Genomic DNA, 23,679 nt, shown 5'->3' with positions numbered 1-23,679 from the left:
AGATTTTCAGCCGCTCCGCACCGGTTGTTCAGCTTCTAACAACCTTCCCTGCCAATCGGCTGCCAATTCTTACCACAAATTGAGGCTAAACCACAAGCCCGCCGAAACCGGTTTTTTCAGCTGATGCCCGAGAAACATCCTTGTCCCACTTCCAGAAATCCGGGGAATCCGGACAGGTCGCCTAAATCCATGAGTTAGTCTTCCAGGGCATTCGTCAGGAAGGTATTTTTCAGGGCCAGCCACAGCAGCCACAGGCCAATGCACCAGAACAGGTAAATGCGGTAGTAATCCTGGGTGTTGCGGTAGCGGGTCTGCTTGATTTCGGACTTCTCGTAGCGGTTAATCTGGTTGAAGGTCTGGCGCAGGCCGGCGTTGTCGGTGGCCCGGAAAAAACGGCCTTCACCGGCCTGGGCAATCTGGCGCATGGTGGTTTCGTCGAGGCGGGTTTCCACGTAGCGGGGGCGGCCGGCTTCATCGGTTCCGTAGGGTACAATGCCATCCTGCCCCAGCCCGATGGTATACAGCTTCAGGCCGTAGGCGTGGGCCAGCTGGGCGGAGGTAAGCGGATCGAGGGAGCCGGCTGTATTTTCGCCATCGGAAATCAGGATGCACACTTTGGTGCGGGAGCGGGAGTCGCGCAGGCGGTTGGTAGCCACGCCCAGGGCCGTACCAATGGCGGTACCATCGTTCGGAATCATGCCCAGGCGCAGGCTCTGCAGGTCGTCGCGCAGCAGGTCGTAGTCGGTGGTGAGGGGGGCCAGGGAGTAGGCGTCGCCGGCAAACACCACCAGCCCGATTCGGTCGCCCTGGCGGCCATCTATAAACTCCCGGGCTATGCGTTTGGCGGCATCCAGGCGGTTGGGACGCAGGTCCTGCAGCTCCATGGACCCCGATACATCAATAACCAACAGAATATCAATGCCCTCCCCAGTTTGTACCACCCGTTCGTCGGTACGCTGGGGACGAGCCAGGGCTACCAAGCCAAAGCACAGGCTCAGGGCCAGCACCACATCTGGCACAAACCGCAGCACGGTGCTCCAGTCGCGGGGGAGCTGGCCGGCCACAAAGGCTACCCCCAGCCGGGAGCGGCGGCGGCGGGCCAGGGCCCAACGCACCACAAACAGCAGGGGCACCAGAGGCAGCAACAGCAACAGGCGCGGCTGCTCCCAGCTGTAGCTGGCCAGGGTGCTGTAGCGCACACTATCCAGCAGAGAGGTCAGGGCATCGGGCCAGGGCATGAACGGCAGAGAGGTAAGAAGTCAAAAGTAAACAGGAAACGTGGTTCTGACTTCCTGTTGCTGCTTCGTGGGCGCACAAAGCGGAGAGTCTGACACCGAGCCATACCGCTCATGCAAATGGGTATATCCACCGGCAGATCAGGCAGGGTGCTCCTGCCTGATCCGCAATAGGGTGCTTACGGCTTAGCTGACACCGTATATTTTCTGGAACTGCCGCTCGGCAAAGGTGCGCAGCAGCACAAAGGCCAGGTCGGTTTCAGTTTCATCTTCCGAAAACTGGTTGCCATACACCACCCGGTCGGCCAGCCGCAGGGCCAGGCCTACATCGGCATCGTTCTGGTAGTGGGCCACAATTTCGCGGGTAGTCAGGCTGCTGATGTTGTTTTCCTCCAGCGCAGAGAGGTAGTTTTTCCAGAGCGTAATGGCGCGCTCCATATTGGTAAGGGAGCGGGACAAGGTGAAGCGCTCCACATGACGGGCGTACTGAGCCAGGAAATACGCATGATTCTTCCGCAACCGGTAGCGGCGGTAGCGGCGGCGCAGGCTGCGCCGGAAGCCCAGCACCAAGCTGCCCGCAACCAGCAGTACCAGCGCCAGCCCAGCCAGCCAATACGGATAATTGAACCGGTCGACCACGGGCAGTAGCTGCAGGTTGGGGCGTAGGGCGGGTGGGGCCTGTACATCGGTTTGAGGGGGTACGGTGCGCACCAGCCGCACCCGGGCCGGGGTAGTTGCCAGTAGCAGCGTATCGCGGCCCCGTAGCAGGGTTACCGGCAGGCTAAGCGTTTGCACCGAATCGAGGCGGAACGTGCGCAGGCGGTACACGGCGCGGTCGAGGCTGCGGCCCTGGCGGGTGCGGGTGGCGTAGTACCGCCGGCCTACGTACTCGAAGGGAGCAAAATCGGCCGCCGAATCGGGGAAGATGACGGCCAGGCCGGGCGCATGGCGGTAGGTTAGCTCATACTGCACAATTTCGCCCACCCGCACTCCGGCCCGCTGAAACGCGCCGCGCGGCAGGCTGTCGGGCGCGGTGGGCTGAGCCAGGGCCAGAACTGGTAGCAGTAAAACAATGTTAATCAGCAGATACACCAGACGTGTATTCTGAGGGCGCCAGCTTGCATTACCCACGGCCACCGCGCTGATTACGCCGCCGGAACAGGCTCACCAACTGCGGAACGAAGTCGGTATCGGTGGCAATGGAAAGGTACTCAGTGCGGTGGCGGCGGCAGATCTGGCCAATCTGCTCCCGGTTTTGCTCATAGGTAGCCCGGTACCGGGCCCGGAACGCCGCCGAGGAGGTATTTACCCACACCGTGCGGCCCGATTCCTGGTCGTGCAGCGGAATAATGCCCAGGGGCGGAAACTCCCGCTCCCGCTGGTCCAGCAGCTGCAGCACCACCAAATCGTGCTTACGGGCCAGCATCGTCAGCTCCCGTTCGTAATCCGCATCAATGAAGTCCGAAATCAGCAGCACAATGGTGCGGCGCCGGAGCAGGCCCAGGGCCTGCTTAATACCGGCGGCCACGGCCGTGCTGCGGCTGCGGGGCTCCAGGGCAAACAGGCGCTTAATGAGGCCATAGGCATGGCGCGTGCCCTTGCCGGGGGCCTGGTACAGCTCTTTCTGGTCGGAAAAAGCCAGAATGCCCAGCTGGGCATCCTGGCGGGCGGCGGCCAGGGCCAGCACCCCGCAAATTTCGCGGCCCACATCCAGCTTACGCCGCCCTTCGGCCCCTACCTGCTGGGAGGCACTCACGTCCAGCAGCAGCAGCACCTGCTGTTCCCGCTCTTCCTTATAGGTTTTGACGAAAGTGCCGTGACCTTTGCTGGACACGGCCCAGTCAATGGCCCGCACCTCGTCGCCGTACTGGTAGAGGCGCACATCATCAAACTCCAGCCCGGTGCCTTTAAACACCGAATGAAAATCACCCTGCAGCTGGGCATCCACTGCCTTCAGGATGCGTATTTCCATCTGGCGGAGCTTGCGTACAAGTTGCTGGAAAGGCGAATCGGCAGGTTTCATTTCGACTAAACTACGGCTTCCTCCTAACTTTGCTACCGTGAAACGATATTCATTCCGAGTGGGGCGCTGGTTTGGGGCGCTGGCGCTGCTGGTTACCGCCTGCCAGAAGCCCGAAGAAGTGCCCGTACCGGCCCAGCTCATTCCCCGCGACAAGATGGTGAGCCTGCTGGTGGAGCTGCATCTGCTGGAGGCCCGCACCGATGCCGCCGTACTCCCCCAGGACTCGGCCCGGGCCCTGTTCCGGCAGCAGCAGAAAAATGTGTACTGGCGCTATGAGGTCACCGACTCCATTTTTGTGCAGAGCTACCGCTACTACGCCGTGCACGACAAAGACCTGGACGAAATCTACTCCATCGTGGTCGACAGCCTGGCCCTGCGCGAGGCCAAGCTCACCCCGCCCGGCAGCCCGCCCCCGCATCCGTAAGGGTAACTGAGTAGCGGAGTAACTGAGTACTTGTTCTGGAGCCAGTGCCATTGGTGCCGGCAGAACAAGTGTTCAGTTACTCCGCTACTCAGTTACTCTCACTACGCCAGGCGGCTGCCGTTGGGCACGGGGCCGGCCAAGGCCGTCAGCACAATGTGGCCGTCGGCGTCGGGTAGGCCGGTTACCAGCACTTCCGACATAAATGGGCCAATCTGCTTGGGCGGAAAGTTGACTACGCACAGCACCTGCCGGCCCAGCAGGTCGGCGGGCGTATAGTGGTGGGTTATCTGGGCGCTGGTCTTTTTCAGCCCGATTTCCGGCCCCAAATCAATGAGCAGCTGATAGGCCGGCCGCCGGGCCTGCGGAAACTCCCGCGCTTCCAGAATCGTCCCGGCCCGGATATCTACTCGTTCGAATTCGGCCCAGGTGAGCATGGTAACAAGAGAAGGACGTGATGAGGTAAATGGTGACAGGCTGGTACTGTACAGACCTGGGAACGGAAGCGCCGCGTACCGGTACCAGAAATAACGAGCGAGTTATTCATGCGCCGCTATACAGCGCTGCACCTTACAAGCCGTGCGTTTCTGCAAACATACGGCCGCGCTCCGGCTGGCCGTTTTTATCACTATTAACTCCATTACCTCATTATTATTTCAAAGCAAATGCCTCCAGCTGCACGAGGCGCTGCTGCACCTGCTGCTCCCAGGCCTGCTGGCGGGCGGCGTTGAGGCCGTGGTTGGATTCCTGGTCGTAGCGGGCTTCTTCGCGCTGCCAGGTCAGGAAGGCCATTTTGGTGAGGTTGCTGAAGGCTGGCTGCAGCTTCTCGCAGTCCAGCTTCACCAAACTGAGCTTTTGGCGCAGCAGGCGGGCGTGCAGCTCCGTCAGGTCGAAATGCACCTGCTCGTGCCGCAGCAACGCAGCCGAGGCCTGAGCCGGGTGCCGCACCCACGACTCGGAGGGCCGGAACACGGCCGTCACCTGCGCCGAAAACTGGTAGTCGACGCAGCCTACTTTGGCATCAATGGTCGAGGAAGTAAGGGCTTCCAGCCGGTCGGTGTTGGGTCGGGCCTTGAAATCTGCCCAGGTGAGCGGGCGGCGGGCGTTCCACTCCAGCGTAGGAGCTACCACCGGTGCCTGCGCTGTAGGCTGTTGAGTGAGAGTGGCAAGCAGACTGAGCAGCCAGAGCGGAGCAAAGGAGAAAAGCATTCGGGGGCTACGTGAAAGCAGAAGATACAATGCGGCCGACAACAACCAGGCCACCCTAGAAGCCGGCGCGTGATTAACGCACGGCCAGGGCCGGTTCGTTCACCAAAGTAGTTCGGAGGGCCCGCCGGCCCCAAAAGCGTACCAGTAATAAGCCGGCCACCAAGGTAAGGCCCGTCAGCAGGCCCACCCACACGCCCGGCGCACCCCAGCCCAACCGGAAGCCCAGCACGTAGCCCAGCGGCAGGGCCACGGCCCAGTAGGCCAGCAGCGCCACCACGGACGGCACTTTCACGTCTTCCAGCCCCCGCAACGCCCCCAGGCCCACCACCTGCAACCCATCCGATACCTGGAAGGCCGCCGCAATGAGGAGTAAGTCGGTGGCCTGCCGCACCACGGCCGGGTCGTGGTTGTAGTAGGGCGGAATGTGGTGGCGGGCCAGCACCAGTACCAGTCCCATCAGGCTCATGAAGGCAAAGGTGACGAGGTAGGCCATCAGGCCGGCCTGCCGGGCCCCGGGGCCATCCTGCGCGCCCACGTACTTACCCACCCGAATGGTGGCCGCCGCCGCAATGCCGCTGGCCGCCATGTAGGTAACCGAGGCCACGTTGATGGCAATCTGGTGGGCGGCCTGTTGCGTAATGCCCAGCCACCCCATCATAAGGCCGGCGAAGCTGAAAGCGCCCATTTCAAAGGTCATCTGTACCCCAATGGGCGCGCCCAGGCCCAGCAGGCGGCGCAGGCCGGCGGCATCGGGCCGCAGGCGTGGGGTGGCGGCCTCCCGATAGGGGCGCAGGCGCACGGCCACCAGCACGTACGCGGCCATCAGCACGGCCATCAGCACCCGGGCCGCCAGGGTGGCCCAGGCGGCGCCCATCATGCCCAGCTCCGGCAGGCCCAGCTTCCCGAATACCAGCCCGTAGCACAGCACCGCATTCAGCACGTTGGCCTGCACCGACAGCAGCATGGCCTGGCGGGTAAGTCCCAGGCCTTCGGCAAACTGCTTGAAGCCCTGAAACACCATCAGAGGCAGAAACGACAGGAACATCACGCGCACCCAGGGCGTGGCCAGCGCCACCACCGGAGCGGGCTGGTTAAGGTAGGGTAGCAGGAGCGGAATCAGCAGGCCGAACAGGGCCAGCCCTATGCCCGCTATGAGGCTCATCCACACACCATTAACCAGCAGCCGGCCCAGGGCCGGTACGTCGCGGCGGCCGTCGGCGGCGGCTACCAGCGGCGTGATGCCCATGGTAGTGCCCAGGCCCAGCATCATCACCACCGTACTCACGTTCACGCTGAGCGACACGGCAGCCAGGGGCACTTTGCCGGTCTGGCCTACCACAATACTGTCGCACACGTTCACCAGCACGTGGCCGAGTTGGCTGAACATGACCGGGTACGCCAGGTCGAGCGTGGGCCAGAAGTGGGAGCGGAAAGCAGAGCGGGACATACGGTAGCAGCAAATACGGCCGCAAAGGTACGAGGAAGTGGCCCGGCTCCGGGCAGGGCGGCCACAACGGTTCCTGCTTTGCCTACACCGCCGCGGGTAGCTTGCGCAGGGCTGCCGAAAACCGGTTCAATGCTTCCCGCAACAAAGGTTCCGGCACGGCATACGACATGCGCACGAACCCCGGAGCCCCGCAGGTGCTGCCATCTACCACCGCCACGCCGGCCTGCTCCAGGCGGCTTACCAGCTCCCGGGAAGCTTCGGCTGCGGCCAGGCCCGGCGTCAGGTAGGCCCGCAAGTCGGGGAAGGCGTAGTAAGTGGCTTCGGGTAGGGCGGGCAGTACGCCGGGGAGCCGGTGCAGGTGGTCAAGCAGCAGGTTGCGGGTAGTATGCAGCTGGCTCACCAGCCCGCTGGCTACGCTGGCGGCGCTCTGCGTAACGGCCAGGGCCGCGTACTGTGCCGGCACCGATACCGCCCCGCCCGTGGCGTGGCGGTAGGCGGCGCACTGCCGGGCCAGCTCCGCGGGTGCCACCAGGTACCCCACGCCCCAGCTAATGAGTCCCAACGATTTGCTGAAGCCATTTACAACCAGGTGCTGCCCGTGCGGGTCCGGAAACTCCAGCAGGGAGGGCGTGGGCTTGGTGGCGAAACTCACCAGGTCGTAAATCTCGTCGCTGAGCACGTACAGCGCCGGAAAGTCCTGGGTAACGGTCAGCAGGTCCGCCAGTTCCTGGTAGTGGTACACCCGGCCGGTGGGGTTGTTGGGGTTGGAGAAGAGCAGTACCCGGGTGCGGGGCGAAATAGCCGCCCGCAGCTGCGCCGGGTGCAGGGTATAATTGTCCTCGGCGGACAGGGGCAGCTCCCGCACCGTGCCTCCGGCCCGGCTCACCAGCTCCCCGAACCCAAACCAGTTGGGAGTAGGCAGCAACACCTCGTCGCCGGGGCGCAGTATAGCCGTTAACAGGGCCGAAAGGGCAGCTTTGGCCCCGGGCGTTACCACCACGTGCTGCGGTGCTACGGGCGTGGCTTCCAGCTGCTGGTAGCGGCGGGCAATGGCTTCGCGCAGCACGGGCAGGCCGGCGGCATCGGCCACGGGCAGCTGCCCGGCCTGAATGGCGCGGATGGCGGCCTCCGCCGCAACGGCCGGGGTCAGGAAAGTGCCGTACCCGGAGGCCAGGCTGATGGAATCGGTCATAAAAAGTCAGCGGCAAGACACCCGGCCCAACGCAGCGTGGGCGGCTGTGCAAGAAAAAAAGATGGTAAACCCCAGGGCCGTTACCAGCCCAAACCCTTACGCGGGTTGCAGCAGCACGTCCGCAAAAAAGTCCTGCTCATCGGTGAAGATGTGCTGCACGGCCAGGCCGGCCGTTTGCGCCAGCTCGGCAATGCCCGGGCGGGTAAACTTATAGGAGTTTTCGGTATGCACCATCTCCCAGGCCGCAAAGTCAACCGCCCAGTCCAGGGCCGCAAAGCGCACCGTTTGGGCGCGGGTGCTCACCAGAAACGAGCGGACGGCCCCCGCCAGTGGGTCGTAGTCGGTGTAGTGCTGCCAGTGCGCCAGGTCGAAATCAGCACCCAGCTCCCGGTTAAGGCGGTGCAGCAGGTTGAAGTTAAAGGCGGCTGTCACGCCCTGGCTGTCGTCGTAGGCGGCCCGAATCTGGCGCGGGTCCTTCTGCAAATCGAACCCCACCAGCAGCCGGTCGTCGGGGGTGAGCGGCTGGGCCAGGTTGCGCAGAAACTGCAGCCGGTCGTCGGGCAGGAAGTTGCCGATGTTGGAGCCCAGAAACAGCACGGCTTTGCGGCCGGGACGGGCGGCCATCAGGCGGAGGGCATCGGCATAGTCGGCCACCACGGGCTCCACGCGCAGGTCGGGCAGTTCCGTTTGCAGGCTGGCGGCCAGCCCATCCAGCGCCGCCGCCGAAATATCCACGGGCACGTAGGTGAACCGGGCCCCGGTTTGCAGCAGGTGGCGCAGCAGAATCTTGGTTTTCAGCCCGTCGCCGGCGCCCAGCTCCAGCAGAAAAAAGGGCTCCTCCGGGCGCTGAGGCCGCAGCGCCTCCCCAATGGCGACCTGGTGGCGCGTGAGCAGAGCAAACTCGGTGCGGGTGGGGTAGTACTCCGGCAGGGCCATAATCTGCTGGAACAGCCGGCTGCCTTCATCATCATAGAAATACATGGATGAAAGCGTCTTGAACGGGCGGCTCAGTCCCTCCCGCACGTGGTGGGCCAGGTCGGTAGGCGTAGGTTCGTTGTGTGGGGTTGGTTGTTGGCTGTTCGTGAGTGATTTGGCGTGCTGGGAGGTGGGTTGTGGGAGAGTGGCCGCAGGGGTGGGAGGAGAATCAGACGACATGCAGAAGGGAGAAAAGACGACAACCGTCAGGCAACAAAAAACGAAAAACCAGCAACGAAAAACCGACCCCGCTACCGCGCCAGCCGGATGCCCGTGAACTGCCAGCGTTTGTCGGCGTGGAAAAAATTGCGGTACGTGAGCCGGATATGGCTTTCCGGTGTTGCGCAGGAGCCGCCGCGTAGCACCAGCTGGTTCAGCATAAACTTGCCGTTGTACTCGCCCAGCGCCCCGGCGGCCCGCTCGTAGCCGGGGTAGGGATGGTAGGCCGAGTACGTCCACTCCCAGGCCTCACCCAGCAGCTGATGGCACTGGTCGGCGGCCGCATCGGGGGGGAGGGGCTGGGGGTCGTAGAGGCCACTTTCCAGGAAGGTACCGGCGGCGGCATCCGGCCGGAACTGGCGGGCGGCAATTTCCCACTCCTGCTCAGTGGGCAGGCGGCAGCCCCGCCAGTGCGCATAGGCATCGGCCTCGTAAAAGCTGAGGTGCGTGACGGGGGCGGCCATACGTACGGGCTGGAGCCCGTGGTGGGTGAAGCGGTGCCAAGTGCCTTGGTGCTGCACCCAGTACAGCGGCGCTTCCCAGCCGTGCTGCTGCACCAACTCCCAGCCTTCCCCCAGCCAGTGCTGAAAATTGCGGTAGCCGCCGGCTTCCATAAATTCCAGATACTCACCGTTGGTTACCAGCCGGTTTTGCAGCTCGAAATCCGCCACATAGGTGTCGTGGGGGGCCTGTTCGTTGTCAAAGCAGAATCCTTCTTCCTGAAAGCCAATCCGGTACATACCGCCCCGCACGGGCAGCCAGCGTACGGGTGGGGTCGGTGCCGTCGGCGCGAGGGGCGGGGCAGGTTGGTAGGCCGGAGCCAGCGGGCTGGTACTCAGAATGTACTTGATATCGGTTACCAGCAGCTCCTGGTGTTGCTGCTCGTGCTGCAGACCCAGCTCCAGAATCGGCCAGGCGGCTTCGGGCAGCAGCTCCGGCTGCGCGAGCAGGTGCTGCATCTGCTCATCCACAAACGCGCGGTAAGCATACACCTCCTGCAAGGCCGGCCTCGACAAGGTGCCCCGGTCGGCGCGGTTCACGCGGGAGCCCAGCGAGTTGTAGTAGGAGTTGAACAGATAGGCATAGTCGGGGTGGTACACGGTGTAGCCGGGCAGGTAGGGCTTGAGCAGGAAAGTCTCCCAAAACCAGGTAGTGTGGGCCAGGTGCCACTTCGGCGGACTCACGTCCAGCGTAGGCTGCACCACCGTATCCTCGGGCAGCAGTGGGCGGCACAGGGCTTCCGTCTGGTGCCGGATGGCGGCGAAGCGCGCGGCAGCGGCCGTGGCGGAGTGGGAGGGAGCCGCAGGCGGGGCGGGGGCAGATAAGACAGACATATGCAGGAAAACTAGCCGGATAACTTCCAGTGAATAACGGGAAAGCCAGGCAGTAGTTTTCAGCTTGGTCCCGGATACTGGGTGCCGGGGAATGTACGGAGTTGCTCCGTATTAATACGGAGCAACTCCTCAGTACAAAGTGGTATTCTGCTGTAAGATCTTGGTATTTTGGGTTTTGAGGGCGTTCATACCGCAACTATGGTGCGTACAAAGAGAACTTTCCGCCGTAGCCAAACATCCATTTCCCCTTCACCTAACCTGCTATGAACACCAAACCAATCACTCGCACTGCTCCCGAGGCTCCCGTTGCCAAACGTCCACGAGGCTTTGCCGCCATGGATGAGGCCACACAGCGCCGCATAGCCAGCGAAGGAGGCCGAGCCTCCCACCTGAGTGGCCGCGGACACCGTTTTACCTCAGAAGAAGCCCGTGCAGCCGGCCGAAAGGGGGGCCAGGCTAGTCGCGGCCGCGGCACTCAGGGCACCGCCGCAGAATAACGCCCACGCTGAGGATACCGACGGAGCCGGTTCTGCCGGTTCTGTCGCTTGTAATGCGCCGCCTGCGGCCCGGGTTTTCGGGCGGCAGGCGGCGCTGACGTTTTCGGTGGGGTTGTATATTGCCGCAGCTCCTCCATTTTCTGCCTCCCTGCCCATGCTTCAGCTGCGCTATTCCCGGCGTGATTTGCGCTTCAACTTTCCGGCCCGTACCTCGCGTGGGGCCCTCGCCGAGCATACTGCCTACTACCTGCACCTGCAGCACCAGGAGCGGCCACAAGTGGTGGGTGTGGGGGAAGCAGCTCCGTTAGCAGGTCTAAGTCCCGATTTTCGCCCCGATTTTGAGGCTACGCTAGCGGAGTTTGTGCGGGAGTTCAATGGCCGGCAATTGCAGGAGCTCAGGCCCACGGAGGCGCTGGAGCTGGTGGCCCCCGAGTGGCCGGCCCTACGCTTTGCCCTCGAAACGGCCACCCTCGACTGGCAGCAGGGCGGGCAGCAGCGGCTCTACGATAACGCTTTTAGCCGGGGAGAAGCCGGAGTGCCCATCAACGGCCTGGTATGGATGGGCGACGCCGGCTTTATGCGCCAGCAAATAGAGCAGAAGCTGGCCGATGGCTATACCTGCCTCAAGCTGAAAATCGGGGGGCTTGATTTTGCGACGGAGCTGGCAATTCTGGCCGAAATACGGGCCCTGGCCGGCCCCGAGCGCCTCACGCTGCGCGTAGATGCCAACGGGGCATTCAGCCCTGCCGAAGCCCTGCCGAAGCTGGAGCAGCTGGCCCGCTTTCAGCTGCACTCTATTGAGCAGCCTATTCAGGCAGGGCAGTGGCGGGAGCTGGCCGCGCTGTGCCAAACCTCACCCGTGCCAATTGCCCTGGATGAAGAGCTGATTGGCCTTACGGACCCGCAGCAGCAACAGGCGCTGCTGGATAGTATTCAGCCCGCCTACCTCATTCTCAAGCCTACGCTGCTAGGGGGGCTGCAGGCCGCCCGGCACTGGATGCAGCTGGCTGAAGCGCAGGGCATCGGCTGGTGGCTGACTTCGGCGCTGGAGTCCAACGTGGGGCTGAATGCCATCAGTCAGCTGGCGGGCTCGTTTGCCACGCCGGGGTTTCCCCAGGGGCTGGGTACCGGCCAGCTTTACCACAACAACATTTCGTCGCCCTTGTATATCCGTGGCGGTTACCTACACTATAGCTCCCAAGCCACCTGGGAGATGCCCGGGTAGATGGTCCCCGCCCCCAGTCCGGACGAATGGAAGCGCCAGTGCTTTCCGGACGGCAGGTCAGGTATGGCCACTTGCCTTTATTGAATTATCCGGGTGTGAGCCGTTCTGATACTCGCTTGGTCCTTGGCGGAGGTAAGTAGCCCGGAAAGCAGCCGTCTGCGCTGGGTGCTGAGGGGACAATGGCCTGGTTTATGAACTCATACTGTACGGCTAATTGTCTGCCAGAATGGAGGAAACAGGCCAAAGATGCCGGTGCGCAGTCTGCCAGAGGTCGGCTTGCCGCCTCCAGGGCTGACAGGTAGCGAGGAGCCGTTTTACCGGGGTGTTTTTTCACTGGCCGGGGAGGTGCACTAGTTGGGTTTTTTCAGTAACTTACCAGAGTTCATTTACATGGGGTATGTTGCTGCCAATCTGTACGCTGGTATTTGCGGGCCGTAGCCGGGTGGCTTGGATCTGTGCCGGCCTGCTGCTGCTGATTTTAGGAACTGGGCAGGCCCAGCCCGCAGCATTCCAGTTCCGCAAACCCTCCATCCGGCAGGCGCAGGTACCCTTCGTACTTCAGCGCAACCTCATCGTGCTGGAAACCTTCCTCAATGGCAAGGGCCCCTACAACTTCCTGCTCGATACCGGCATTGGTACCTCCCTCATCACCGACCCCTACGTGGGCCAGGAGCTGAACCTGGCCATGGAAGGCCGGTTTCTGGTAGCCGGTGCCGGCGAAGAGCGCCCACTGGAGGCGTTTCAGGTACCCTCGGTGGCCGTACGCCTACCCGGAGGAGCGGAGGCGGCCGGGCTGTCTTTTCTGATTCTCTCCGACGATGTGCTGAACCTGTCGGGCTACGTGGGTATGCCGATCCATGGGCTGCTGGGCTCCGATGTGTTTCGCAGCTTCGTTGTGGAAATTGATCCGGAAATGCAGGTGCTGGTTCTGCACAAGCCTGCCCAGTACCGGCCTCCCCGCGGGCGGCGCTGGGCACGCATTCCGCTGGACATGGAAGGCCGGAAAACGTACGTAACGCTGCCAGTGCAGCTTAGCGAATCCCTGACCCTGCCGCTGAAACTGGTGTTGGACACGGGTGCCGGGCATGCACTTTCCCTGGAAACCACCTCCGACAGTCGCCTGCAGATACCCGCCACTCACATTCGTACGCCCCTGGGGCGCGGCCTGAGCGGCAATATCAACGGCTGCCTGGCCCGGGTACGGGCTTTGCAGCTAGGACAGTACACGTTATCAACCCTGGTTACCTCCTTCCCCGATGCCTCCGACGTAGCATCACGGGCCGAAACGCCCCGTAATGGCAACCTGGGCTTCGAACTGCTTAAACGGTTTAAAGTCATCATCGACTACGAGCATAACGTACTTATGCTTAAGCCAAACAGCACCTTCAAGGATCCGTTCGAGCATGATATGTGCGGGTTCGATCTGCTGGCTACCGGCCCCGATTACCGCAAATACAAAATTCTGCGGATAGAGCCCGACGGACCAGCATTCCACGCGGGCCTGCGGGTAGGCGACGAAATCCTGTCGGTGAATCTGATGCCGGCTGAGTTTTTCAACCTGAACCAGTTCAGTCGCCTGCTGCACTCCGAAGACGGCCGCCGGCTACTGTTCGTGGTCAGGCACCCCGATGGGGAGCTGTTTACGACCACCGTGCAGCTCAAGCGCCAGATTTAGGGTTGCAACTGCACCCGGCCCTGGGCTGCCGGACGCCCGTCTACCGTTAGCCGCCACGTGTACAGGCCGGCTGGCAGAGCCGGCAACACCAGCGGAACATCCGTGGTGCCCGCTGCAAGCGGCAGGGCCGGCAGGGTGGCCGCCCGGCGCCCCACCATATCATACAGCGTAACCTGTCCGGCGCCGGCCGCGGGGAGCTGCACCGTGAGAGTGCCCTGGCCTGGCGGCAGCGGATTCGGCCAGATACTGGCCCTGCTTGCAGGCCGTTGAATAAGTACACTCTGCACGCTGCTGTAACTACCGGTCTGTCCGCCTTCCTCTACCTGGCGCAGGCGCAGGTACCAGCGGCCCACTCCCAGGCCCGGAAGGCGTAGCTGGTAGCTGTGGCTGTGCTGGGTGCTGCCCTGGCCCGCTATAAAGGCCACTGCCCGGAACTCCTGCTCATCGGGGCCCTGTGCCTGCACCTCAAAGCCGGCATTGCGGATTTCCTGAGCCGTAGCCCACTGCAGCAGAGCCACTGAGCCCTCGGCAGAGGCCGTAAACCGGGTAAGTGTAACCGGTAGCGGCCCGCTCAGGGTAATATCAGCGTTGTTGATGTCAAAGAAAATGTTGTTTACTGCCTCTATCCGCAGCCGGCCGGTGGAGGTACGCACATTAGGAAACACAATGGATTGGCTACCATCATTGGGAGTACTGGCCGCCAGCACGTATGGAAACGTCTGGCCCCCATCGGTGGAAAAGCTGATGCGCACGTTGGCCGCGTTGATGGGAGCAGAGCTGGTGCCATTGACGCTCCAGGTAACCGAAAATGAGCTAAGCGGAGCCTGAGTAAGGGACGAATTGGCAGCAGTGAGCAGAAAGGGGCCGGCAGTAGTGGTTGTAACGGTGGTGCTGGCCGAGCCCACCCCACCGCCACCCGCCCGGTTGTCGCGGGCCGTCAGGCGAAAATTGATGGTGCGGGCCACCGTCGGTAGAATTTCGCCCAGGGTAGCCGTATTGCTCAGAATATCGGCCAGCCGCGGGAAAGTGCGCGTTCCGCTGGCAACCGGGATAAAGCTCCGGAACAAAGGCGCCGAAGTACTGGTGGCCGCCGCCGCGGGGGCACCGCCCTGGCTGCTCTGGTCCATTTGCTCCCAGGCGTAGGTGAGGGCATCATTGCCGGCATCCGTGGCCGAGCCCGTAAGCGTGAAAGGGGTGCCCTGCGGAATAGTATAGCTGGCCCCGGCTGTTACTACCGGGGCCTGGTTGCCGGTAGCCACGTAAAGCGGGCAGGACCCGCCGTAGTTGGTACGGGTATCCAGCACATAGCTCCGGATTTCATCCTGGCTGATGGCGTGGAAATAGGCATCGGAGCGGGCCTGAATGTTGTCGGCAGCGCAAATACCAGCGTAGGCCATAATGGTGGTGCCGCTGCCGGGCTCCATGGCTGTTTGGCGGTTGCGGTTACCGTTGCAGCTCCCCGATACACTGTTGAAAGTATGGTTGCCGCCGAACTGATGACCTACTTCGTGGGCCACATAGTCCACGTAAAATCCGTCGCCCACCGGGTTAGGCAGGCCCGTTACCCCGCGGGCTTTCAAGTTAACATCACACACGGCCTGCAGGGCCGCAATACCCCCACCTCCGGTACTGAATACGTGCCCAATGTCGTAGCCAGCCGTCCCGATTACCGCATCCACGGTAGTCTGGTTCTGGTTCAGCATGCTGGTGCCATCGTCGTTGGTGTAGGGGTCGGTGGCAGCATCGAGGTAAATGAGCCGGTCGTTGCCCCCAATGAGCACCAGCCGGATAGCCAGCTCCTTCTCATAGATACCCGTTACGCGGTTAATGGCTGTAACCATGGCAGCCAGCACATTGGCCTTGGTGGTTGGTACGGCGGGTACGGCATTGGCCGTTACGGCAGTAGCATACTCCCCGGTGCAGGCCAGTGCCAGCCGGTACGTGAGTAAGGTATTGCCAAAAGCGGCAGCCTGGGCCCGATTAGCCACCGCCGGTAGCTTGTTGGCCGGATTATGCGGAGTGCAAAGCCAGGGCTGGGCTGCGGGGGCCAGTGCCGTGCGGGTGGCATACAGGCCGGCCGCCGCATCAAGGGGCTCAATGAGTACCCGGCCGGCAGGGCTACCCAGCAGCAGGCCGTGAAAGCCCTGGGGAGTAAGGTCGAAGCGGCCGGAAACAGCCGGGTTCTGCAGGCTCTGGCCCGCGTACGTCTGGATGCTCGGATAACGGGCCGCCAGCTCCGGAGCCAGTACTGGTACCCGCCACACCCGGAAGGTTTCAGTTGAGCCATCGGGCAGGGGTAAGGGCAGCAGCACCCCCGCAGCTGCCTGGGTTTCGGGCGGAGCACTCCGCAGTGTGGCTTCTAGGGCCGCTGCCTCAACGGCCACGTTCCGGCCGCCCCGGTGCTTGCTTAGCGCCGTAGCCACCGGGTGCCAGGCCACAGAAGGAGTAAGCCGTTGAGCCAGGGCTGGGGCAGCGCCGGCCCAACTCAACCCAGCCGCAAGGAGTAAGCGTGCAAGCATATCGGAAGGAATAATGAGTAGAATTGCAATATATGAATTTAATAATTTCAATAAATAATTGACTTTGTTAAATATTTATTGAAACGAATATAGTAGTGCTACTCGCTTTACGAGCCAGTGCATGGTTTTTCATTCAGGGCTGAGTTAGCAAAATGAGTACATTAGAAGCCCATCCATTGGATACATTTCCACTGCCGCCGTCCCACCCAACCTCGTATGGCCTATCCTTCTGCTGCTCAGCCACAGCTGCCGCCCGCTATTCAGGCTAATCAGCATATCTACTCCGATTACTTCGATGAGCAGTTTGTAGAAACCCTGGACCGCAACGTGCTGCAACTGCTGGATCGGGTGTGGTTTCGCTCCGAGCTAATTGGGTTTGAGGACTATCCACAGCGCAACAACCCCGAGCGCCCCCTGATTTTTGCCTCCAACCACTCAGGCATGGCCTTTCCCTGGGATGCCATTGTGGCCCTCTCGCACCTCTGGCGCCGCCTGCCCGACCAGCGCGACCTGCCCCGGCCCCTGTCGGCCCCCATGCTCTCCCAGTCGGTGCTCATGAACCCGTTTCTGGTCAAGGACTTCTGGAAGCGAGCCGGGTGCGTGGATGCCACCACCCTGAACTTCGAAACCATGATGTTCTACAACGACCATAACCTGATGCTGTACCCCGAGGGCGTACCCGGCATTGGCAAGGGGTTCAACAACAAATACCGGCTGCAGCGCCTGGCCACCAGTATTGTACGCCTGGGTATTCAGCACCGCACCGATATCATCCCGTTTTATACCATCAACGGCGAATACCTGAATCCCTACACCTACAGCTGGGAGTGGGTGAACCGGCTGAGCAAAAAAATCGGCATTCCGTTTATTCCGGTGGGGCCGGTTATTCTGCTGGTGCTGCTGCAGCCCTGGTTTTTTTACATGGCCTTTCCGGCTAAGCTCACTTTTGTGCTCGGCACCCGCATCAAACCCTACGAGCTGACGGACAAGACCACCGAGCAGCTTACCCGCGAGGAGTACGAGGCCCTGGCCAATGAGGTGCGCGGGCGTATGCAGCAGGAAATGGACACCGCCGTGCAGCAGTACGGCCAGCACCCTTACCGCTGGCGGGAGCTGTGGCAGCGCATTAGGGCCAACTGGCGCTATTTTCCCTTCTTCCTGCCCTGGGCCTGGCCCGCGCTGTTTCAGGAGTTTGAGCGCCAGTACCTGCGTCACGGTCAGCGCGACTTTGACCTGGATTTGCGCAGCCCGGGTACCTACTGGCGCATGTTGTGGCGCAATCCTTTCACCCTCACCTTCTTCATTCCCGTATTAGGCTGGATTCCCATTGCTATCCGCGGCTACCGGGGGCATAAGATTAATCAATAAAAAAGTAAAAAAGCAGCCGTAGAAAACTGCGAATTCCGCTTGCAGGAGCAGGTAGCCCAAGGCAATAGTCAATTTCGACCGGCACTTTTTTTGCATCTGCGGGCTTATGCGTACTTTTTACCAGCTAGTTTTTTCGATTCGCGCGCTCCGTCCTCAATTCCCACCAGTACCTCAATGCCCTCTACCCAACACCTGCTGCTGAAGCAAGTATTAACGGCTGCTACCGGCCCGCTGGCGCGGCGGCGGCCCCGTTTGCCCGCCATGCGGCTGGCGTTTGAGTTGCTGTCCTTTGGCCAGCTCATGCCTTGGAATGTGTTTCTGGAGGATGCCTCGGTTGAGGGAATGCCGGCCGAGTGGGTGCGGCCGGCCGGCGCCGATACCAGCCGGGTACTCCTGTACCTGCACGGTGGCGGCTACGTTTTGGGCTCCCTGAATACCCACCGGGCCCTGGTAGGCACGCTGGCCCAGCGCTGTGGGGTTACAGCCCTGGCCATCAACTACCGTAAAGCACCCGAGTATCCGTTTCCGGCGGCGCTGGAGGATGCCCTGCTGGCCTACCGCTGGCTGCTGGCTCAGGGCTACGCGCCTACCAACATTATCGTGGCCGGCGACTCGGCGGGGGGCGGCCTGGCCCTGGCGCTGCTGGTGGCGTTGCGGGATGCCGGTGAAGCCCTGCCGGCCGCCGCTGTCGGCCTCTCGCCCTGGACCGACCTGATGCTGCCCTCGGGGCGGCTGCGCCAGGTGTGCCAGGAAGAAAGCCAGGTGCTGGAGGCCCTCGAAATTCGGGGATGGGGGCCGTTGTACGCGGCGGCTACTTCCCTGAAGCATCCGCTTCTGTCTCCCGTACACGCCCACCTGCACGGGTTGCCGCCCCTGCTCATCCAGATTTCCAATGCCGAAGTGCTGGGCGATGATGTGCAGCGCTTCGCCGAAAAAGCTCGTGCGGCTGGTACGCCCGTTACCCTGCAGGTGTTCGATGGGCTGGTGCATTGGTGGCATTTGTTTTGGCGGTTACTGCCCGAGGCCCGCACCGCCCTCGACCAGGTGGCTGCGTTTACTACCAGTATCTGGAGCCACTCTTTGGCCCGCGCTGCCTGAAACAGGCTAATAACTCATACCGCCACCTGACATTATCCAGGGCTCATCAAATGATGAACAAAAAATTACTCTCATCTTCAACTATATAGCAGTGTTTTCGTAGGTTTGTCCAAAGTAGTAGGCTTGCATACTATTTTGCTCGGCAGGGGCCTGCCTGTTTCACGCTTTACTTCATTCTCACCCCTTTACCTCTAACCTCTCAGCCCTATGGAAGATCTGTTTAAAAAGTTCATCAACGCCGGCGTTGGCTTTGCCTCCCTGACTAGTGACCGGGTGCAGAAAAGCATTGATGCGCTGGTGAAAGAAAGCAAGCTGTCGGAAAAAGAAGGCGCCAAAATTATGGACGACCTGAAAAAGAACACCGACGCCAAGCGTAAGGAACTGGAAAAGCAGGCCCAGGGCCTGGCAGCCCGCCTGCTGAAAACGGTAGGGGTAGCCCCCAACGCAGAGGTAGAGGAGTTGAAGCGCACCGTGAAAGGTGGCAAGGCTACGCCCGCCTCGGCCCCCAAAACGGCCGCTGCCCCCAAAAAGGCCACTGCTCCTAAGACGGCCGCTAAACCAGCCGCTAGCTCAGCCACCAGCAAAGCTGCCGGAGCCGTGAAAAAAGCTGCCACCGCCACCAGCGCCGCTGCTGGCAAAACACAAAAATCGGCGGCAGCCAAAGCTGGAGCTGCTAAAAAGGAAGACGGCAACGCGGCGTCTGCCGACAGCAAGTCATAAGGTGCCGCTGTAGGCCCGCAAAAACCCCGCCCACGGTTTGTGGGCGGGGTTTTTTCATCTGTCATCCGGCGTGGGAACAATGACAATTTTGTATGTGCGGACGTTTTGCTCCGCAAACGCCTGCGGCGGGCTGCGCGCCGGCAAGTGGGATGCGCTTGAGGAACACAAGGTCGTTTGCAAGGGGCCAACGGCTACTGCATGGCTGCTACAGCCGCCGTTCGGTGCTATTTTCGTGACGGACGGGCCCCAGAAAAATCCGTGCAAACCGAGAAATCCGTCTAAACCTGTGCTATATGTTTAAAAACACCATTTCCAACCTCACGCGCATCCGGCAAGTAGCCGAGGTGCTGATTCGCTACGGGTTTGAGGATGTGGTGACGAGCACGGCCCTGCGGCGGCTGGTGCCCCAGAGTCGGCGCCGCTCCTGGCAGGAAGGGGAGCAGGCGGTGTTTGAAACTACCCGCTGGCAGCGCATCCGCATGATTATCGAGGAACTGGGCCCCACCTTCATTAAGCTGGCCCAGGCCCTGAGCAACCGCGCCGACCTGCTGCCCGAAGCGCTGATAGATGAGTTTGAGAAGCTGCAAAGCAACGTGCCGCCCTTCCCCGTAGCCCAGGCCCGGCAGATTATCGAGCAGGAGCTGGGCCGGCCGCTGGCTGAGGTATTCGCTGAGTTTGATGAGGTACCGCTGGGTTCGGCCAGCATTGGGCAGGTGCACGGGGCGCGGCTGCTCTCGGGCGAGAAAGTGGTAGTAAAGGTGCAGCGCCCCGACGTGCAGGAAAAAGTGCGGACCGACCTGAGCCTGCTGCACGAGCTGGTGCGCCTTACGGCCAGCTTCCTGCGCCGCCAGGGCCTGAGCAACCCCCAGGATATCGTGGATGCCTTCGAGCGGAGCATGATGAAGGAGCTGGACTACACCTCCGAGGCCCGCTCGATGGAGCAGTTTCGCAAGCTGTACGAAGACTACGACTCGTTTTATATTCCGCGGCCCTACCGGGAGCTAAGTACCAACCGCATTCTGGTGATTGAGTACGTAAGCGGCTGCAAAATTACCGACAAGCCCCAGCTGCTGGAGTGGGGCCTGAGTCCGGAGAAAGTTGCCGAAACCGGCATGGATATTTACCTGACCCAGATTTTCGAGTTTGGGGCCTTCCACGCCGACCCCCATCCCGGCAACGTGCTGGTGCGCCCCGATGGTACCCTGGTGCTCATCGACTTTGGGATGGTAGGTCGCCTTACCCGCCAACAGAAATACGCCTTTGCGGGCGTATTTATTGGCATGGCCCGGCAGGATGCCCGCAGCATGGCCCTAAACTTCCGCCGCCTAGCCATTACCTCCGAAATTCCCGACATGCGCGCCTTCGAGGCCGACCTCAGCCAGCTGATTGAGGATTTTGCCCTGCTCGATGTGAAGGAAATGAGCATGTCGGACCTGGCCGATGCGCTACAGGGCATTATTTACCGCTACAAGCTGCAGGTGCCCGGGGCCGTGTTCCTGATTCTGCGGGCCCTGGTGATTCTGGAGGGCATTGGCAAGGTACTGCACCCCCGCTTCAATACCTTCGAGTTTGTGCGACCCTACGGGGCGCGCATCATCGGGGAGCAGTATTCCATGGAAAATATCCAGAGCGAGGCCCTGTACACCGGTACCCAGTTGCTGGCCCTGCTGCAAACCCTGCCCGGCGACATTCGCCAGATCATGCGCAAAATATCACGCGGGGATTTGCGCGTGCGGGTTGAGCTAAGCGGCTACCAGCTGCTCCTGCGCAAAGCTGACCAATTGGTAAGCCGCAGTATTATGGCCGCCATTACGGTAGCGGTGATTTTGTTTGCGGGGCTGAGTTTGCTGGGCCGTTACTCACCCGCTATGCCGTATTACAACGGGCTGCCCGGTATTACGTGGTGGAGCCTCTCGGTGGCGGTATTTCTGGTGCTGCTGCTGTTGCTGCTGGATGGCCGCCAGGAAAAGCGGCGGGAGTAGCCCAAGTTGCCTGGATTACTCCCGCTGCCATAACTCAGCATGAGGTTAGCTATTTCGTAGCCACTGTCACCGGGCCTACTCGCACCGACTGGCTATCCACCACCACCCAGCGCCCTTCCCGGCGTACCAGCACGTGCATACGCCGGTATTCGCCGCTGATATCCTTCCCGTTTTCGGTTCCGGCAGTTGTGATGTTATGCCGGAGGACGGCCATATCAGGACCGTAAAAGCGCACGTTGTATTCGCTGGGCTGATTGGAGGAGGTTTTAGACTTGCCCGACTCCATATCTTTTATCATCTCAGCTTTGGTTGCTACCATGCCATCAGCTTCGGTAAACAGGCAGTCGTCGGCCACGAGCTTACGAATAAAAGCCATGTCGTTGTTCACGGCGGCAGTGGTCCAGTCTTTATCGAGCTGAATAAGCTCTGCCTTCGTTTTCTCGGCATCGAAGGACATTTTACCAGCGGTTTTCTGCTGAGCCACTGCCACCGTACAGCTACAGGTGAGCAGGAGTAAACACAGGGTGCGTTTCATGGGACAAGGGGGTTAGGTGTAACGCCGCACGCATCCTGAAACCACATCACAACGCCGCAGCACTTATTTAATATAGTAAAAATTTTATATATGATTCGCTCAGGCGTGCTGTGTATGGCAACCATAACTAGCAGGATGCAAGCTGGTATAGGGTGTAATATTGAAGTCTGATATTATAAATAGATAGTGGTTGTAAATAAATGAATTAATCGGTTTATGTGGCTTCATTTGAAGTCTGAATCAGCTGAATTTTATCAGGTGCGAGCAACAATGGCCAGCTGAATAAAGCCCACTTTGCTCCGGCTCACTAGTACCCGGTGAGTCGAACTCCAAGCACACGTATTATGCAGCTGTTGCTCCTTACCCCACTACGCCGACTTACGGCTACCCTGTTGCTGAGTGTAAGCGGGCTGGCCACCCTGGCCCAGACCACCGGCGCCGACCAGGAAACCTACGAAACCCAAAAGCGCCTGAGCGTGGGCGTTACCAAGTACGCCGAAGCCCGCGCGGCTCTTACTGGCTTTATCCGGCGGCGGGCTTTGCGGGTGCAGAAGCAGGAAGAAACGCCCGAGCAGCTTACCGCCGAGTTCAGCCTCTCCGCTACCGATTTGCCCCGGCTGGACTCCCTGGCTGCGGGCCTGGGCTACGTGCTGGAAAACAACCTGAACACCCACAATCTGGCCTCCCGCCTACAGGAGCTGGGGGCCGATGAACGAGCAGAAGCGGCCCGGTTGGCCAATATGCAGAGCCGGCTACGGGAGGAGAAACTGCCGGCCGATGAGCGAATAGCCCTGCAGAATGACGTAGTACAACGCGAAACCCGCCTGCGCCAGCTGCAACAGCAGCAGCTGCTGCTCAGCAGCCATCAGGGCCAGGCCTACGTGTCGCTCCGGCTGTTCGATGAAATCAGCTTCCCCACGGGCAACCGGCGCGTGAGCTTCGTGAATATGCCGGGCGTGGAGTATGCTTATCTGCGGCTGGACAACCCCAAAGTGGGCCTCACCAGTCCGGCTTATCAGGGCTACGCCATCAAATACTTGTTCACGCGCGGCAAGAGCTACTTCAACCTGGGTGTGTACAAGCCCACCACCGCCAACAAAACCGATTCAGCTTTCGTGAATGAGCTGTTTGTCATCAACTTCGGGCAGGATTTCTACCCGCGCAATTTTGGCCAGGGCCGGCGGCGCTACCTCAACCTGTACACCAGCTACCAGGTGGGCGGCTTCATCCTGAACCGCAACGACGATACGCATAACGACTTCATCCCGAACCTGAACCTGGGCCTGGGCGTGGAGCTCATCAAAACCCGCCACATTTTGCTGGATACTAAGGGCAGCTACTTTGTGCCCCTCAACAGCCGCAGCCGCGACCTGCGCGGATTGTTGGGGCAGGCCTCGTTCAACTTTGTGTTTTAAGACGGTTCTGCCTCCTGTAGCACTTCCTGGTGCTTGTGCTGGTCGAAGCTGACTACTTCTATGCCCAGCGCCAGGCCCAGGAAACAGCCAATCCGTACTGCTCTTGAGTAGTTATGCGCACTGGTTACAACAACTGCCTGCGGGCTACCCGGAACCGACAACAGAATGGTATACTCGTTGCCCATATTGTATTCTGGGCCACCAGCGTCGCCGGTTGAAACGGACGTAAACGAGAAGTACTTTATCACTACACGCTGAACCGGGGGAAGCTGCTGCCAGGGCCCGGAGATAAAACCGAGCAGGCGGTGACCCAACCGGAAGCGGCGGCGGCTGGTGTCCACGGATAAGGTATGCGTATGTGCACCAAACATCAGCGCCAATACACCACTCAACACGGCCAGTACTGTGACGTGGTAATACTGGCACAGCGCCGCCACCGCCAGCAGCAGTGTTGCGGAGAAATAATCGGCAGAGGTTAATACCAGCGTAACAACGGGTTTCTTGTGAGCCATAACCGCCACAAGGTATGGAACAGCACTCTGTGCCGGTTATAGGCAAAAAAAGGTCTGCGTTAAAAACTAAGAAGCCTG

The 23,679-nt window shown here is 61.0% G+C and carries 21 protein-coding genes; 9 read left to right on the top strand and 12 right to left on the bottom strand.

The window, feature by feature from the left end; all coding sequences use genetic code 11:
• Positions 1 to 194: 194 nt before the first annotated feature.
• From EI290_RS12840 to EI290_RS12830, 3 genes are all read right to left on the bottom strand, one after another.
• The gene (locus EI290_RS12840) at positions 195 to 1,238 is read right to left on the bottom strand and encodes a vWA domain-containing protein (RefSeq protein ID WP_246008944.1); all 1,044 of its coding nucleotides are present in this window, start codon (positions 1,236 to 1,238) and stop codon (positions 195 to 197) included.
• Between the two features lie 183 nt (positions 1,239 to 1,421).
• Complete coding sequence (locus tag EI290_RS12835) at positions 1,422 to 2,327, bottom strand: hypothetical protein (RefSeq protein WP_125430855.1); 906 nt, start codon at positions 2,325 to 2,327, stop codon at positions 1,422 to 1,424.
• Positions 2,328 to 2,358: 31 nt separating this feature from the next.
• Positions 2,359 to 3,258 (bottom strand): DUF58 domain-containing protein, encoded by a 900-nt coding sequence (locus EI290_RS12830; protein ID WP_125430852.1) that lies wholly within the window; start codon positions 3,256 to 3,258, stop codon positions 2,359 to 2,361.
• 37 nt (positions 3,259 to 3,295) lie between these two features.
• Here EI290_RS12830 and EI290_RS12825 point away from each other — a divergent pair, with 37 nt between their 5' ends.
• Complete coding sequence (locus tag EI290_RS12825; RefSeq protein WP_185816979.1) at positions 3,296 to 3,682, top strand: DUF4296 domain-containing protein; 387 nt, start codon at positions 3,296 to 3,298, stop codon at positions 3,680 to 3,682.
• A gap of 101 nt (positions 3,683 to 3,783) precedes the next feature.
• Here EI290_RS12825 and EI290_RS12820 read toward each other — a convergent pair whose 3' ends face one another.
• From EI290_RS12820 to egtB, 6 genes are all read right to left on the bottom strand, one after another.
• Positions 3,784 to 4,116: a tRNA-binding protein gene (locus EI290_RS12820; protein WP_125430846.1), complete on the bottom strand. Its 333-nt coding sequence runs from the start codon at positions 4,114 to 4,116 to the stop codon at positions 3,784 to 3,786.
• A 214-nt stretch (positions 4,117 to 4,330) separates the two neighbouring features.
• Positions 4,331 to 4,888: a DUF922 domain-containing protein gene (locus tag EI290_RS12815; RefSeq protein ID WP_125430843.1), complete on the bottom strand. Its 558-nt coding sequence runs from the start codon at positions 4,886 to 4,888 to the stop codon at positions 4,331 to 4,333.
• Between the two features lie 73 nt (positions 4,889 to 4,961).
• A complete protein-coding gene (locus EI290_RS12810) occupies positions 4,962 to 6,335 on the bottom strand; it encodes an MATE family efflux transporter (RefSeq protein ID WP_125430840.1) in 1,374 nt (457 codons plus the stop codon).
• Between the two features lie 82 nt (positions 6,336 to 6,417).
• Positions 6,418 to 7,527, bottom strand: a complete 1,110-nt coding sequence (locus tag EI290_RS12805) for a pyridoxal phosphate-dependent aminotransferase (protein WP_125430837.1) — start codon at positions 7,525 to 7,527, stop codon at positions 6,418 to 6,420.
• 96 nt (positions 7,528 to 7,623) lie between these two features.
• A complete protein-coding gene (egtD, locus tag EI290_RS12800) occupies positions 7,624 to 8,682 on the bottom strand; it encodes an L-histidine N(alpha)-methyltransferase (RefSeq protein ID WP_125430834.1) in 1,059 nt (352 codons plus the stop codon).
• 71 nt (positions 8,683 to 8,753) lie between these two features.
• The gene (egtB, locus tag EI290_RS12795; protein ID WP_125430831.1) at positions 8,754 to 10,055 is read right to left on the bottom strand and encodes an ergothioneine biosynthesis protein EgtB; all 1,302 of its coding nucleotides are present in this window, start codon (positions 10,053 to 10,055) and stop codon (positions 8,754 to 8,756) included.
• A gap of 263 nt (positions 10,056 to 10,318) precedes the next feature.
• On the opposite strand from egtB, the gene EI290_RS23035 reads away from it, so the two are divergent.
• The 3 genes from EI290_RS23035 to EI290_RS12780 all read left to right on the top strand — a co-directional run bounded on the left by EI290_RS23035 (position 10,319) and on the right by EI290_RS12780 (position 13,452).
• Entirely contained in the window at positions 10,319 to 10,552 is a 234-nt protein-coding gene (locus EI290_RS23035) for a KGG domain-containing protein (protein WP_125430828.1), read from the top strand.
• A gap of 154 nt (positions 10,553 to 10,706) precedes the next feature.
• Complete coding sequence (locus EI290_RS12785) at positions 10,707 to 11,777, top strand: o-succinylbenzoate synthase (protein ID WP_125430825.1); 1,071 nt, start codon at positions 10,707 to 10,709, stop codon at positions 11,775 to 11,777.
• A 397-nt stretch (positions 11,778 to 12,174) separates the two neighbouring features.
• Positions 12,175 to 13,452: a retropepsin-like aspartic protease gene (locus tag EI290_RS12780; RefSeq protein ID WP_125430823.1), complete on the top strand. Its 1,278-nt coding sequence runs from the start codon at positions 12,175 to 12,177 to the stop codon at positions 13,450 to 13,452.
• Here EI290_RS12780 and EI290_RS12775 read toward each other — a convergent pair.
• Positions 13,449 to 15,971: a reprolysin-like metallopeptidase gene (locus EI290_RS12775; protein WP_125430820.1), complete on the bottom strand. Its 2,523-nt coding sequence runs from the start codon at positions 15,969 to 15,971 to the stop codon at positions 13,449 to 13,451. The genes EI290_RS12780 and EI290_RS12775 overlap by 4 nt on opposite strands.
• Before the next feature lie 216 nt (positions 15,972 to 16,187).
• Here EI290_RS12775 and EI290_RS12770 point away from each other — a divergent pair, with 216 nt between their 5' ends.
• The 4 genes from EI290_RS12770 to EI290_RS12755 all read left to right on the top strand — a co-directional run bounded on the left by EI290_RS12770 (position 16,188) and on the right by EI290_RS12755 (position 21,139).
• A complete protein-coding gene (locus EI290_RS12770; protein WP_125430817.1) occupies positions 16,188 to 17,339 on the top strand; it encodes a lysophospholipid acyltransferase family protein in 1,152 nt (383 codons plus the stop codon).
• Between the two features lie 174 nt (positions 17,340 to 17,513).
• Entirely contained in the window at positions 17,514 to 18,437 is a 924-nt protein-coding gene (locus EI290_RS12765; RefSeq protein WP_125430814.1) for an alpha/beta hydrolase, read from the top strand.
• A 207-nt stretch (positions 18,438 to 18,644) separates the two neighbouring features.
• The gene (locus EI290_RS12760; RefSeq protein WP_125430811.1) at positions 18,645 to 19,157 is read left to right on the top strand and encodes a phasin family protein; all 513 of its coding nucleotides are present in this window, start codon (positions 18,645 to 18,647) and stop codon (positions 19,155 to 19,157) included.
• Positions 19,158 to 19,450: 293 nt separating this feature from the next.
• A complete protein-coding gene (locus EI290_RS12755) occupies positions 19,451 to 21,139 on the top strand; it encodes an ABC1 kinase family protein (RefSeq protein ID WP_125430808.1) in 1,689 nt (562 codons plus the stop codon).
• Positions 21,140 to 21,188: 49 nt separating this feature from the next.
• On the opposite strand, the gene EI290_RS12750 is transcribed toward EI290_RS12755, so the two are convergent.
• A complete protein-coding gene (locus EI290_RS12750; protein ID WP_125430805.1) occupies positions 21,189 to 21,674 on the bottom strand; it encodes a nuclear transport factor 2 family protein in 486 nt (161 codons plus the stop codon).
• 344 nt (positions 21,675 to 22,018) lie between these two features.
• Here EI290_RS12750 and EI290_RS12745 point away from each other — a divergent pair, with 344 nt between their 5' ends.
• Positions 22,019 to 23,089, top strand: coding sequence for a hypothetical protein (locus EI290_RS12745; RefSeq protein WP_125430802.1), 1,071 nt, complete (start codon positions 22,019 to 22,021; stop codon positions 23,087 to 23,089).
• On the opposite strand, the gene EI290_RS12740 is transcribed toward EI290_RS12745, so the two are convergent.
• Positions 23,086 to 23,601, bottom strand: coding sequence for a hypothetical protein (locus EI290_RS12740; protein WP_125430799.1), 516 nt, complete (start codon positions 23,599 to 23,601; stop codon positions 23,086 to 23,088). The two genes, EI290_RS12745 and EI290_RS12740, sit on opposite strands and share 4 nt — an antisense overlap.
• Positions 23,602 to 23,679: the final 78 nt, after the last annotated feature.

This window comes from Hymenobacter metallilatus, from assembly GCF_003944705.1.
Taxonomy (GTDB): domain Bacteria; phylum Bacteroidota; class Bacteroidia; order Cytophagales; family Hymenobacteraceae; genus Hymenobacter; species Hymenobacter metallilatus.
This window is presented reverse-complemented; position numbering and strand designations above follow the sequence as displayed.